The 13567-nt window shown below is 64.7% G+C and carries 12 protein-coding genes; 7 read left to right on the forward strand and 5 right to left on the reverse strand.

Features of this window, described 5'->3' with window-relative positions:
- The 3 genes from HGB10_02875 to HGB10_02885 are packed head-to-tail and all read left to right on the forward strand — an operon-like array spanning window position 1 to window position 3598.
- Window positions 1-1701, forward strand: a complete 1701-nt coding sequence (locus tag HGB10_02875; GenBank protein NTU70750.1) for a thiamine pyrophosphate-binding protein — start codon at window positions 1-3, stop codon at window positions 1699-1701.
- 56 nt (window positions 1702-1757) lie between these two features.
- Complete coding sequence (locus tag HGB10_02880; protein NTU70751.1) at window positions 1758-2654, forward strand: NAD-dependent epimerase/dehydratase family protein; 897 nt, start codon at window positions 1758-1760, stop codon at window positions 2652-2654.
- Window positions 2651-3598: a glycosyltransferase family 2 protein gene (locus HGB10_02885; GenBank protein ID NTU70752.1), complete on the forward strand. Its 948-nt coding sequence runs from the start codon at window positions 2651-2653 to the stop codon at window positions 3596-3598. The genes HGB10_02880 and HGB10_02885 overlap by 4 nt, the downstream gene beginning before the upstream one ends.
- Window positions 3599-3636: 38 nt before the next feature.
- On the opposite strand, the gene HGB10_02890 is transcribed toward HGB10_02885, so the two are convergent.
- Window positions 3637-4764 (reverse strand): hypothetical protein, encoded by a 1128-nt coding sequence (locus HGB10_02890; GenBank protein NTU70753.1) that lies wholly within the window; start codon window positions 4762-4764, stop codon window positions 3637-3639.
- A 147-nt stretch (window positions 4765-4911) separates the two neighbouring features.
- Here HGB10_02890 and HGB10_02895 point away from each other — a divergent pair, with 147 nt between their 5' ends.
- Together HGB10_02895 and HGB10_02900 are read left to right on the forward strand one after the other, a co-directional pair.
- Entirely contained in the window at window positions 4912-6249 is a 1338-nt protein-coding gene (locus HGB10_02895; GenBank protein ID NTU70754.1) for an oligosaccharide flippase family protein, read from the forward strand.
- 3 nt (window positions 6250-6252) lie between these two features.
- A complete protein-coding gene (locus tag HGB10_02900) occupies window positions 6253-6993 on the forward strand; it encodes an FkbM family methyltransferase (protein ID NTU70755.1) in 741 nt (246 codons plus the stop codon).
- Here HGB10_02900 and HGB10_02905 read toward each other — a convergent pair.
- From HGB10_02905 to HGB10_02920, 4 genes are all read right to left on the reverse strand, one after another.
- The gene (locus HGB10_02905) at window positions 6990-7727 is read right to left on the reverse strand and encodes an FkbM family methyltransferase (protein NTU70756.1); all 738 of its coding nucleotides are present in this window, start codon (window positions 7725-7727) and stop codon (window positions 6990-6992) included. The two genes, HGB10_02900 and HGB10_02905, sit on opposite strands and share 4 nt — an antisense overlap.
- A 74-nt stretch (window positions 7728-7801) precedes the next feature.
- Window positions 7802-8782: a glycosyltransferase gene (locus HGB10_02910; protein ID NTU70757.1), complete on the reverse strand. Its 981-nt coding sequence runs from the start codon at window positions 8780-8782 to the stop codon at window positions 7802-7804.
- A 54-nt stretch (window positions 8783-8836) separates the two neighbouring features.
- The gene (locus tag HGB10_02915; GenBank protein NTU70758.1) at window positions 8837-9964 is read right to left on the reverse strand and encodes a glycosyltransferase family 4 protein; all 1128 of its coding nucleotides are present in this window, start codon (window positions 9962-9964) and stop codon (window positions 8837-8839) included.
- 22 nt (window positions 9965-9986) lie between these two features.
- The gene (locus HGB10_02920) at window positions 9987-10838 is read right to left on the reverse strand and encodes a glycosyltransferase family 2 protein (GenBank protein NTU70759.1); all 852 of its coding nucleotides are present in this window, start codon (window positions 10836-10838) and stop codon (window positions 9987-9989) included.
- Between the two features lie 139 nt (window positions 10839-10977).
- Here HGB10_02920 and HGB10_02925 point away from each other — a divergent pair, with 139 nt between their 5' ends.
- Both HGB10_02925 and HGB10_02930 read left to right on the forward strand, forming a co-directional pair.
- Entirely contained in the window at window positions 10978-12069 is a 1092-nt protein-coding gene (locus HGB10_02925; protein ID NTU70760.1) for a glycosyltransferase family 4 protein, read from the forward strand.
- Window positions 12070-12162: 93 nt separating this feature from the next.
- The gene (locus HGB10_02930) at window positions 12163-13563 is read left to right on the forward strand and encodes a phosphoglucomutase/phosphomannomutase family protein (GenBank protein ID NTU70761.1); all 1401 of its coding nucleotides are present in this window, start codon (window positions 12163-12165) and stop codon (window positions 13561-13563) included.
- Window positions 13564-13567: the final 4 nt, after the last annotated feature.

Raw genomic sequence — 13567 nt, forward strand, 5'->3', positions numbered from 1 at the left:
GTGAAGGCCAGCGACTACATCGCTGCGTTCCTCGCCGAGCAGGGCGTGACGACCGTCTACGAGATGACGGGCGGCATGATCACGCACATGCTCGATTCGCTGGGTGCTCGCGATGACATCCGTGTCGTGAGCGTGCATCACGAGCAGGCCGCCGCGTTCGCGGCTGAGGCCGGCGCGCGCATGACCGGAGTCCCGGGCGTGGCGATGGCGACCAGCGGTCCTGGTGCGACGAACCTCATCACGGGCATCGGCAGCTGCTTCTTCGATTCGGTGCCCGCGGTGTTCATCACCGGTCAGGTCAACACGCACGAACTGCGAGGCGACAGCGGTGTCCGCCAGGCGGGCTTCCAGGAGACTGACATCGTCGCGGTCGCGACGCCGCTGACCAAGGCTGCCTGGCAAGTTGCTTCCGCGATCGAGTTGCCGGGCATGCTGGCTGCCGCCTTCCGGCTTGCGCTCGAGGGTAGGCCCGGCCCGGTGCTCGTCGATATCCCGATGAACGTGCAGCGCGAGGACGTGGACGCCGTTCCATCGCGCGTCGTGTCGCCCGCCGCTGGGGCGGCGCTTGGGCTCCCGGAGGTACTTGAAGCGCTTGCGTCGTCACAGCGACCGCTGATTCTTGCCGGTGGTGGTGTGCGAGCCGCGGGTGCGACGGATGCGGTGCGCGCACTCGCTGAGGCGCTCGACATCCCCGTCGCTTCGTCGCTCATGGGCGTGGACGTGTTGCCGTTTGCACACCCCCTGCACGTCGGGATGATCGGCACATACGGCAACCGATGGGCGAACCTCGCCATGCGCGATGCCGACTGCCTTCTTCTGCTCGGCGCTCGACTCGACGTGCGCCAGACCGGTGCAGACGTCGAATCGTTCAGGGCCGGCAAGAAGTTGCTTCGCGTCGACGTGGACGGTGCTCAGTCACGGTGGAGGGTGCCGGCCGATATCGACGTGCGCGCAGACATCGATGTGTTCGCCCGACTCGCGCTTGAAGGGGTCGTCGGCGCTGCGCAGACTGATCGCTCGGAGTGGCGTGATCGCATCGACTCGTACCGCGAAAGCTGGCCGGACTCGGGCGAGCTTGCGCAAGGCGACGGAATCAACCCGGCGACGTTCATGCATGAGCTGTCGGCGCACGGCGAAACGGTGTCTGCCTACGTCGCTGATGTCGGGCAGAACCAGATGTGGGCTGCACAGTCGCTGCGCCTCCGAGAAGGCCAGCGATTCCTGACGTCCGGCGGCATGGGGGCGATGGGATTCTCCCTTCCCTCCGCCATTGGGGCGGCGCTGGCTCGCCCCGGCGCGCCGGTTGTCGCCATTGCCGGGGACGGCGGACTGCAGGTAAACATCCAGGAGCTTGAGACGGTTGCCCGTCTCGGGCTGCCGCTCAAGATTATCGTGATGAACAACCGCTGCCTTGGGATGGTTCGCCAGTTCCAAGACGAGCTGTTCGACTCTCGCTATCAGTCGACGGTGTGGGGGTATGGGGCGCCTGATTTCGTGGCGGTCTCAGAGGCGTTCGGCATTCCCGCGCGCAAGGTGGAGCGGCCAAGCGACGTGGGTGCAGCACTTGTGTGGCTGATGGACGACCCCGCCGCATGTGGTCTGCTCGAGGTCGAACTGACTACCGACAGCTGCGTGCGTCCGAAAGTCTCGTTCGGTAGCCCCGTGTACGAGATGGACCCGCCGCCCTCGGCTGATTCGTGATGGGCGTCCCGCGAAGGATAGCGATACTGGGCGCGACCGGGCACGTCGGGAAGTGCTTGATGGCTGAGCTGCTCGGTAGGGACGGGTTCGAAGTCGTCGGAGTCGGTCGGGACAGCGCCCGCGTCAGTCGCCTCCTGGACTCCCACCCCCTCGGCTCTGAGGGAAGTGCGCTGGCCCTCGAGGAGTTTCCGGCCGAGGAGTTTGACGCCGTGGTCAACTGCCTAGGGGTCGGCTCACCGGCGGCGGTGGCTGCGGCGGGCAAGGCGGTGATTGAGCTCACCGAGTACTTCGATCGAATCGCGCTCGACTACATCGAGGCGAACCCGGAGACACGCTACGTGGCCTTCAGTAGCGGAGCGGCGTACGGAGGCGACTTCTCGGAGCCCGCATCCCGGACGACCCGGACACCCGCATCATCAGACGGTGACAGCGAGACCGAGTACTACGGACTCTCGAAGCGGCAGGCGGAGGCTCGACACCGCGCCGCGAGCGAGCTGGCGATAGTCGACCTACGGCTGTTCGGGCTCTTCTCGCGCTACGCAGACCTCTCGGCCGGCTACTTCATGTGCGACGTCTATCGCGCGATCGCATCCGGAGAGGTGGTTCAAGTCGGCCCGGAGAACATCGTGCGGGACTACGTGTCACCGGCCGACCTAGCGGCCCTCGTCGTCGCCGCGCTGGATGCGGCGCCCCACAACGACGTGTTCGACGTCTACAGCGCAGCGCCGGTCAGCAAGTTCGATGCGCTTGAGCGGTTCGCTCGGGAGTATGGGCTGAAGTACGATGTGCTCGGTGAGCCGTCTGTCGCGGGTGCGACCGGCCTCAAGCCAAACTACTACTCGACTAACGAGCGCGCTGCGTCCCTCGGCTATGCGCCGAGCCGCACTTCGCTCCAGACGCTTACCGAGGAGATCGATGCGCTGCTCGGACCGAACAGAGATGGCCTGGCATGAGTGACGGGGCTTCGCGCAAGCTCATCTCGATCGTCACGCCCGTCTTCAACGAAGCGGAGAACGTGGCCGAGCTGACCCGACGGCTGCAAGCAGTATTCGCCGAGAACAGCGCGTATGACTTCGAGGTCATCGCGGTCGAGAACGGGTCATCGGATTCGACCTACGATCTGCTGATGGCGACGCGTCAGGCCGACGCCCGCTTCAAGATCGTCCAGCTTTCGCGCAACTTCGGGCCCGACGGTGCGGTCACGGCGGGACTTGCGCATGCCGCCGGTGACGCGTGCGTGATCATGTGCGCGGATCTGCAGGATCCCCCGGAGCTCATCCCCGAGTTCATTGAGGCGTGGGAGCAGGGTTTCGAGAACGTCTATCAGATCGTGACGAAGCGTCAGGGGACCGGGGCGCTGAGGCGATTCAACTCAAACACCTTTTACTGGCTCATCAATGCGATGACGGGCGGCCTCTTCCCGCGGAACGTGTCCGACTTCCGCCTTGTGGACAGGCGCGTCTACGCCACCATCAACTCTATGCACGAGCACAATCGATTCATGCGCGGGATGTTCTACTGGGCCGGTTTCCGTTCGAAAGGAATCCCACACGACAGGCCGCCGAGATTCGCGGGCGAGTCGAAGGCCAACACCGCCTCTGTGATCGCGCTCGCGATCAAGGGGATCCTGTCCTACTCGTACCTTCCTCTGAGAACGATCACGTACATGGGCCTTGCGGTGTCGGCGTTCGCGTTCGCGTTTCTCTTCTACATCGTCTACCGCGCCGTATTCCACGGAGTGCCCTTTGCCGGGTTCGGCACGATCATGGGCGTCATGCTGCTTATGTTCGGGTTCCTCTTCACGATGCTCGGCGTGGTCGCTGAGTACATCGGGCTCATCTACGAAGAGGTCAAAGAGCGCCCAAATTACGTGGTTCGGGAGAAGGTCGGGCTGTAGGGCGGGGTCTTGGCCGGTCTGCCGACGAATCGCTGGCGTTAATGGCGTAGCGCAGCGATCAGGGTCTCGCTCATGCGATCGACAAAGTGTGCTTGCGTGTAGCGGGCGGCCGTATTGGACTCGACGAACGTTCGCGCCGCGCTCAGCCTCTCTGCTGCCTCGTCGTCGGTCATGCTCCGAAGGTGCTGTTCAAGTGACAGGTAGTCGCTGAACTGACGAAGGTCGATGAACGAACCCTTCGGGATGTAGTCCTCGATATCCGGTGCGCCGAGGTAGATCGGTACGGTCCCCGCGGCGAAGCAGTCGAAGATCTTCTCGGTGACGTAGCCGGGGAACGCGGTGTTCTCGAGGCACAGCGAGAAGCGGTACTCCGACAACTTCTCGACCTTCCCAAGCGCCGACACCTCGCCGCGGTAGCTCCGACGAATCGACTCACGTGTCGCAGAGTCGGCACCTGAAACCGGTTGATCCCACCCGCGTCCGAGCAGGTCGAAGTCGGTCGCGGCGCCGAAGTGGCGGATGGCTGCAAGTCGCTCAACGTAAAGCTCGCTTTGCATCCAGCTGTTCTTCGCACGTGCGGAACGCGCCTCGAGCGCGCGGAACCATCTGCCGGCCGATGGCTTGGGCTGTGACAGATCGAACGCCGGCTTAGGCCAGCCGAAGGCGCGCTTGTTCGCACTGACCATCGCAAGGAATCCGCGAGGTCTTCCCTCTCCAGCCCCGGCGGGAGTGAGGTCCGGATACGGCCAGTAGTGGTCGTGGAACGATCCCGTGCCGGTAGCCAGATCCCTGGCCCCGGGGAACAGGTACAGGTGCTCATACCAGGAGGAGACCTCGGGCAGGCTGCGGTAAAAGCGCCAGGAGATTATCGGTGACTCGCCGCTGAAGCAGGCTGCTCCCGTGAGGTTGTTCTCGAAGAGCAGAGCATGCGTAAATCGGCTGGTCTCGTGCCCCAACACGACCGTCTTTCGTGCGGCAGGCTTCTCGGCCAGGTACACATCGGCAGTCATCATCGCGATGCCCGAAGCGCGCAGCTGTTGGGCAAGCACCGCGATCGCGTCGGCGCCGGGATACTGCCGCATCAGTTCGATATTGAACACGCGATTCTTGAGGAACGGTTCGCCGTCTATGTCGAAGACGACGAGGTCCTCAGTGTGGTTCGGCATTACGGTGCCTCTTCCGGTGAACAACGGGTAGTGAAGGTTGCCGATGATATAGTTGCAGACCAGTCGTCGCGAGGTGCGACGCACAGTAGACGCCGTACACCCTCAAGGAGCCTTTCGCGTGGAAGTTCTCTCGCACGGGAGTGACCTGTGAGCATTGCGCGCAAGTCGGCTCTTGGCTTCGTTGGTCAAGTCTACATGTTGGCCATAGGGCTGCTCTCCACCATCATCGTAGCCAGGTTGCTCGGCCCCGAGGGCAAGGGCGTTTTGGCAATCGTGAGTGCGATTCCTGCGCTCGCGTTGGGAGTCGCATCTTTTGGGCTGGGCCCCTCGCTTGCCTATATGTCGGGCAAGGACCGCTACCCTGCGCGTGATCTCGCTTCCAGCGCGATTGCTTGGTCGCTCCTGCTGGGACTTGCGCTGGGCGTGTTGGTCTGGCTGTGCCGGGGCGTGCTGCTATCGTCCGTACTCAAGGGCTTGGGCTCATTCGAACTCATCGTCGTCCTGGCTTCACTGCCTGCGTTCTACCTCAGCGCGTTTCTGGGGGCATTGTTTATCGGACACGACAGGGCCGTGGAGTTCGCAGGTCTGCAGGCGGTTTCAGCGACTCTGAACTTCATTGCGGTAGTAGGGGCCTCGGTCTTCTACACTCGCAATGCGACCGCTATGGTGCTCGCTCTCGGCGTTGCGAGCCTGCTCGCCGCGCTGTACGGCCTGGTTGCCTATCGTGCATCCTTGACCCTTTCGCCCCGCAGGATTGCAGCTGTGACCAAGGAGGCCATCCCATACGCGGCCAAGTCGTATGTGGGACAAGCGACCACGATGTTCTTTCTTCGCGCAGACGTGTTCTTTCTCAACTACTTTGCTGGCCCTGCCGCGGTTGGCGTGTACAGCGTGGCAACCAACCTCGCCGAGAAGCTGTGGCTACTGAGCAACCCGGTCTCCAGTGCAATCTACAGCCAGATCACCGGCTCAGACCGTGAGGACGCACTCCGGATCACGACCCTGACCGGCCGCGCGCTACTCGTGCTCAACGGACTTGCGGCGGTGGCACTCGCTCTCATCGCGATTCCACTCGTGCCGCTGATCTACGGTTCCCAGTTCGCCAGCGCGACCACGTACCTCGCACTGTTGCTCCCCGGCGTCGTGGCCTACGCAATGTGCCAGCCCTACATTCACTTCTTCGCTGGTCAGCTCGGGCGACCGGCTGTCACATCCGCGCTCTCCGCAGTGATGATGGCCCTCAGTGCGGCGCTCTACCTGTGGCTGATCCCGATCATGGGCCCCGCCGGTGCCGCTGTGGGTTCGACACTCTCGTACAGCGTCGCGCTCATCGGCTATGCGTGGCTCTTGCCGCGAGCTACAGGAATCAGCGTGCGCGAGATGCTCGTACCGTCGCGCACGGATTGGGAGCTTTACCGATCGGTTGCAGCATCGATGCTTCGTCGCATGAGGCATCGAGGCGCGGCCTCAGCGAGCGAGGAGTAGGGCGTGCGCCTTCTGCGTCTGGTCAACAGGATTACGCCACCATTCATCTGGGACCTAGCGAAGCGGGTGATCGTCAGCGCAGACGATGTCGCGCTGGCACCCTTCACAGGCGATGCCATCGGGTCCTTCAGCCAGTACGGCGAGGACCTTGTGGTCGACGCGATTCTCGGCTCGCCAGCAGAGGGAGTCTACGTCGACGTCGGAGCCAACGATCCTGAGCTGCTGAGCAACACCATGCGCTTCTATCGTCGTGGATGGCGTGGCATCAGCGTGGAGCCGAACACTGAGTTGTGGACGGCCCTAGGACGGATGCGGCCGGAGGATATCAACCTCAATCTCGGGATTGCATCGGAGTCAGGGGAGATGACGTTCTACCGGATGGATCCGCCGACGCTGTCCACGTTCGACGAGGGAGCTTCCAGAGACAACCTCGAGCATCCTGGGTCGCGCGTGGTCGAAGAGCTGCCGGTCCGTGTCGAGCCGCTCGCCAAGATCCTTGGTGAGCATCTCGGCAACAGGATTATCGATCTTCTCTCCGTCGACACCGAGGGTCTCGACCTGCAGGTGCTCGGCAGCAACGACTGGAGTGTCTACCGCCCCCGGCTCGTCTTGGTGGAGGTGGCGTGGCGCGGGGCAGAGGTCGTGGCCTTCATGCAGGCACAGGAGTACGAGTTTGTATGGTGCAACGGCCCCAACGGGATATTCGCCGACTCCCGATGGCTGCTTAGCAGTGACGCGCGCTAGTACTTCCTGAATAGGCAGTCGAGTTGGTTAAGGCGCCAGCGCACATCGGGATCACTCTGTTCGACCTCGAAGATGTAGGCGGGTGCGAAACCGAGCTCGTGCATCTGCGTGAACAGATTCAGGTACGACCCCTCGTTGCGATCATGCCGGACGAATGACATCTCCATGATGACCGCGTCCACGATCGTCGAGAGGGTGTCGGCACCTCCCGCGAGCACCTGATCCTCCACACCCTCGACGTCGATCTTGACCAAGTCGATGTGATCGATGCCCTCCGAGCGAACGAAATCGTCCATGCGCACGAGCGACACAGATTCGGTGGCGCCGAGACTTATGTGCGGATTGGCTGTGTGATATGCATCGCTGATTCCGATGAGGGAGTTCGCCCCATGGTGTGATGCAAGGTTGAGCTCGGCATCCGTCTCTTGGTCGAAGAAGCCGATCTGGTGAGGCCTGAACCTGTCCGAGAAGCCCGCTTCGCTGATGCGCTGGTTCATCTCGGCGTACATCTGGGTTGCGGGTTCGAAGCCGTGGACGATGGCCGCCGGGAACCAGCGCAGGAAGTGCAACGATACGTTGCCGACGTTGGCCCCGACATCGAAGATCACGCGGATGTCCCTGTCGAGCGACAGGAGGGCACCGCCCAGGTCGTTGCTACCCCCGTGTCGGCTCTCTCTGACTCTGCGCTTCACATCGTCGGGGAGTGAGTCCTTGAGTCGCTGCGCCAAGCTCATCGTCGCTCGCTTTCGGGTGGGAACCGGGTGCCGGGCACTGTGGTGACCGTGGTGAGATGCAGACTATCGCAATTCTAGCTGCGAACCGAGCGCTTGATCTTGCCGAGCGTGGGTCGAATGCGTTCGAAAGCGCCTCCGAGCCCTGCCATCCTGGCAAGTGCGGAGACGCCCTGGCCGTCGATCCTGCTCCAACTGAAGAGCCCTTGCCCCGCAGCGCCGCGAGTGATCGCGCTAAACGGTTGCCTGGCGGACGGCGGAACCATAGCCCGAGCGTGGAGCAGATAGTTCGTCGAGTGCTGGAGGAGTGTCGTTGCGTCCGCGTTGCTGTGCGGCTCGGGTAGTACGTGCGAGTAATAGGACATCAGTGCGAGCGCATGCTGCTCGCGAAACACCGGGTTGTGGGTGTCCTGGGCGGCGTGGTGTCGGTAGAGCACGAGGGGCTCCGCAATCAATGCGGTCGGCGACTGAGCGGCGATGTCGAGCAGGAAGACCCTGTCGGCGACGATCTCGAACTCCTCGATCCGATAGGGGATATCGGTGAGCGCTGCGCTTCTGAACATGACCGACCCATAGTTGAGGCGTGCGCCCTGTAGGAGGCGGCGGGCAAGCTCCGCGCGCGTCTCGTAGCGCTCGACAACAGGCTCGCTAATCGTATCCCATCGATCAGCGGGCGGCGTCTGGCCGTCGTTGAAGGGTGTGTCCTCAGCAGCCGCCCAGCACAGGTCGTCCTGACCCTCGAGCAGGTCCAGTTCCCACTCGATCATGCGGGGGTGCATCAGGTCGTCGTCGTGAAAGACGAGCGCATACTTCGAGCGGCGCGCGATATCGCGGGCCTTGCGATGGTTGTTGCCGGCACCGATGTTCTCGTCGTTCTTGATGTACTCGATGTTGAGATGTGCGAAACGCTCGAGCACGGAGTCGTAGCTGGCGGTGCTGGCGTTATCAAGAACTACGAGGTCGAAGTCGGTGCACGTCTGGGACGCGATCGATTCGAGACAGTCCGCGAGATAGTCGGGTCTGTTGAACGTGGGGACCACGAGTGTCAGCAGGGCCACGCTGTGTTGCACTCCCTCTGGTAGTTCCGCTCCGGGGCTGATGCGCCCACTATCTCACGCACCGAGCACTCCGCGGTACACCTCGACCAGCCGCTGCGCCACCACGCCGGGCGCGAACCGCTCGGCGGCGTAGTCGTGCAGCATCTGTGGCGCGAACTCGCTCGCGTGATCGAGCATCCATCCGAGCGCAGCCGCGAGCGAGGCGGCATCGTCGCCGTCCACCAGTCGGCCGACCTCGGGCGTGACGAACTCCTCGGGACCGCCGCAGCGCGTCGAGACGACCGGTCTACCCGCCATGAGCGACTCAGCAGCCACCACCGAGAAGGTCTCGTGAGCGCTCGAGATCGCGGAGAACGAGCATTCGTCGAGGACCGCGGCTACCTCGGCCTCGCTCACGAGTCCGTCGAAGCGCACGAACCTCCCAAGTCCCCGCTCGCGTACCATCGCCTCGAGCCCTGCGCGGCCCTCGCCGTCCCCAATGAGCCGCAGCACGAAGTCGTCGCGCGTCACGCGCAGCAGCTCAGCCGCCTCGACGAGCAGGTCGACCCGCTTGGCCGGCCCCATACTCGAGATATGCGCGATCGTCTGCGTCGCAGCCGAGGGCCGTTGATACGGCCCGAACTCCGGAACCACGTTCGGGATGACCTGCGCGCGATCGCACAACCCAAGCTGCTCGAGCCGACCCGCAAGCGTACGGCTTACCGCGATGTAATCAGCGGCCTCTCGTGCAAGTGGCCGCAGGATGAGCGGCAGCATGCCCGGGGTTCGCACCAGGCGCCGCTGCGAGGCCGCCGCGTACTCCTCGGAGTGCTCAGTGACGACGAACGGAATGCCGTGCTCGCGCTTGATGTCACGGGCGATCAGCGCGGCAGGCCACAACGCCTGGACGTGCACCACATCGGGTGTACCCCACGCCTTCTCAAGCGCCGCGAACCCTGCGCGCCCGGCGCTGCGATAGCCGAAGTAGCGAGCCCGCAGCCCCGAGCCGTCAACGCCCACTCGCACCACAGTCGCACCGTCTTCCTCGGCGACGAGAGGCTCGAACCCGCCGGCGCCCTGCTCCACGAACAGCACCGCGACGTCGGCGACGTGCGTCAGCGCCCGGACCTGCTGGCGGATGAACACGCCGGCATTGCCGTCACGAGGACCGGGATACCAGCTCGGGATGACGAGGACCTTCATGCCGGCACGCCCTGCCACGCCATCACGGGTGCCGACCGCGGACTCGGTTGATGAGCCGGGTCGCACCGATCGGCCCAAGGAAGACCCCCAGAATCCTGCGCATCCGAATGTTGTTCTTGAGGCGAGCGATGGCGCGTTTGGCCGCTTCAACCTCATCGGGTGTGAGAAGGCCGGTATCGATCGTCTCCTGCACCGACGCGATGTTGGCCTCGCGCACGATGATGGCGTTTGACGACTTCTGAACCGCGTTTCGGCGGTGAATCGCGAGTGGCTCGTCGAGCAGGCGGTGCTCGAATCCGTGCGCGAATGCCAGCAAGAAGAAGTGGTAGTCCTCGGCGTAGATGTCCTCGCGAAAGCCGCCGACCGTATCGAAGACCTCGCGGCGGTACACCGCGCCCATGTTGTAGAAGCACGCGCCGAGCAGGTCGATCATCGTGCATGTGGAGCGGTCGCCCCACACGTCCTGCAGTTTGCAGACCTCACGGGTGCCGTCGTCGTAGTCGTAGTAGCCGCTTGAGGAGAAGATCGCGGCGTCCGGGTTGTCTCGGATGAAGGCGTCGAAGCGCTCGAGGTGCGACGGCAGGATCAGGTCGTCGGCGGAAAGCATGACGAGCAGGTCGGACCGGGCCGCCCTGACCGCCGTGTTGTACGCTCCGCCGGAGCCGCGGTTCTCCTGCTGGACCACGCGGATACGAGGGTCCGCATCGGCAAGTGCCTGGGCAAGCGCGAAGGTATCGTCCGTCGAGCCATCATCGACGATCACGAGTTCCCAGTCGCCGAACGTCTGCGCCTGCACAGAAGCGACGGTCTCGCCGAGCGTATCGGCCGCGTTGTATGCGGGGACGGTCACCGAGAAGCATGGCGCGTCGGCCATCGGGCGATTCCTTTCGGATGCGCGACTCGAATGCTGTGCTTCTAGTGTAGCCATAAGATCTGTGAACGTTCACGCCGCCTGTCGCCGCGCGAAGTTGAGCGGCTACACTGACGTTGTGAACGCGAGAAGGGGAGCCCGAGTGCGCATTCTGCTCGATTGCCGCATGGCGTCGTGGACCGGTATCGGCCGATACGCGACCGGTCTTGCGCGCGCGCTTGCCGCCACGAACGGCCTCGAGCTCGTGCAGATGGTCGCTGCCGGCGAGTCGCCGCCTGCGCCCGTCGGTGGTGCGGTCAGCGCCTACGAGGCATCGCGCCATCCCTTCACCGTCGCCGGCGGCCGCGAGTTCGCCCGCATGGCCCGAGCGATCTCGCCGGACGTCACGCACTCAACGCATTTCCCGACGCCGATGCCCGCGGCCCATCCACTCGTCGTCACGCTGCACGATCTCACGCCGCTCATCATCCCCGAGGTGATGCCTTCGGCCTTCAAGCGCGCCGTCTACCGCTACTGGAACGCGCGTGCCGCTCAGGTCGGCGACACGATCCTTGCGGACTCCGAGCACACGGCGAGCGACATCCGCCGCATCTTCCCTGCAGCTGCCCACAAGACCCGCGTCGTGCAGATCACTGCCGGCGGGTTCGCCGACGCCGGCCCGGTGGGTGAAGTGCCGGCCGGCCTGATTGGCCCGGGCGAGCGCTACGTGCTCTCGATGGGCAACACCAAGCCCAATAAGGACCTACCCACGTTGCTTCGAGCATTTGCGCGAATCGCGCCCGGACACCCGGACCTGCGGCTGCTGCTTGTAGGCGCCGACGCGCCCGGGTTCGTTGACAGCGTGCTCGCAGCCGACCCCGCGTGCGCTCGCATCGCCTTCACCGGTCGCGTGGACGACGCGACACTGCGAGCGCTATACGCGGGGGCTGCGGCGTTCGCGTTCCCGTCGCGCTATGAGGGCTTCGGCTTGCCGCCGCTCGAGGCGATGGCGCTTCGCGCACCGGTCGTCGTGGCGCACGCCGCGTCGTTGCCCGAGGTCGTCGGCGACGCCGCGCTCACGTTCGCGGTCGGCGACGACGCGGAACTTGCCGCGCGGCTGACCGACCTGCTCGGCGATGTGGCCCTGTGCGAGCGGCTTATCGCATCCGGAGTCGAGCGTGCAGCGCACTTCACGTGGGAGCGCACCGCCGCCGAGACGATCGCGGCGTATCGCGACCTACTCGACCAGCGCTGATACACCATCTCTCCACAGCGCGTAGGCTGGTCGGCGCCGCCTCCATGCGGCACACTAGCCCCATACCTCAACCGACCTTCAGGAGTCACCCGCATGAGCTCTGACATCCGTTTCGGTACCGACGGCTGGCGTGCCGTCATCGGCGACGACTTCACGTACGCCAACGTACGCCGTGTCGCTGATGCAGCGGGTCGTGTCATCGCCGCCGAGAACCCCGGTGGCACCGTGCTCGTGGGCTACGACACGCGCTTCGAGGCCGGGAGTTTCGCGGCCGCCGCCGCCGAGGTGCTTGCGACTCACGGCCTGACCGCGAAGGTCTCCGATCGCTACCTGCCCACGCCCGCACTGTGTTGGGCGGTCTCGCGCGACGACGCTGCGGTCGCAGGCGTCATGCTCACCGCAAGCCACAACCCGAGCGAGTACCTGGGCTTCAAGCTGCGTATGGCCGACGGCGGTGCGTCACCGGTCGAGTTCACCAACGAGGTCGAAGCCGCGCTCGTGCCCGAGCCTCCCGTGGCTCGCGGCGAGTTCGAGGCCGTCGACTTCGTGACGCCCTACCTCGCTGACCTGCGCTCGCTCGTCGATGCCGATGCCATTCGCGCCGCGAACCTGCAGGTGGTCGTCGACCCGCTCTACGGCGCCGGCCAGACGTACCTCGCCGAGACGCTCGTGTCGCTCGGCGTGCGCGTCACCGAGGTCCACGGCGAGCGCAATCCCGGCTTCGGCGGGCTGCATCCCGAGCCCATCCCACCGTGGATCGACTCCACGCGCGACCTCGTGAAGAACGCCAAGTTCGATGCCGCATTCGTCACTGACGGCGACGCTGACCGTATCGGCGCCGTGGACTGCGACGGCAACTTCGTCTCCCCGCACCGCATCATCGGGCTGGTTGCCCAGCACCTCGTCGAGGACAAGGGCCAGACCGGCCGCATCGTGAAGACGCTCTCGACGTCGGTTCTCGTCGACCGCCTCGCGCGCCACCTTGGCGTCGAAGTCACGACCACCGCCATCGGCTTCAAGTGGATCTACAACGAGATGCTCGCCGGTGACGTGCTCATCGGCGGGGAAGAGTCCGGCGGTATCGGTCTGCCGACTCACGTGCGCGAGCGCGACGGCCTGCTCATGTCGCTCATGCTCGCCGAGATGATGGGACAGCGCGGCAAGGGCCTCGGCGAACTCGTCTCCGACATGATCGCGATCACCGGCCCCATGGCCTACGACCGAAACGACCTGCGACTCACGGTGGCCGCCCGCGATGCGTTCCTCACGGCCGCGCCGGGCCTCGCGCCGACCGAGATCGCCGGCCAGCCGGTGCTCGACATCGTGCGCGCCGACGGCGTGAAGTTCCTCTTCGCCGACGACGCCTGGCTCCTGCTCCGCCCCTCGGGTACCGAGCCGCTCGTGCGCGTCTACTCCGAGGCGCCCACGGCCGAGCTCGTCGCCGCGTTCATCGCCGCCGGTTGTGCACTCGTTGAGGGCGGGGACTGCTCGTGACCTG

It is taken from the genome of Coriobacteriia bacterium, assembly GCA_013334745.1.
Classification (GTDB): Bacteria; Actinomycetota; Coriobacteriia; order Anaerosomatales; family JAAXUF01; genus JAAXWY01.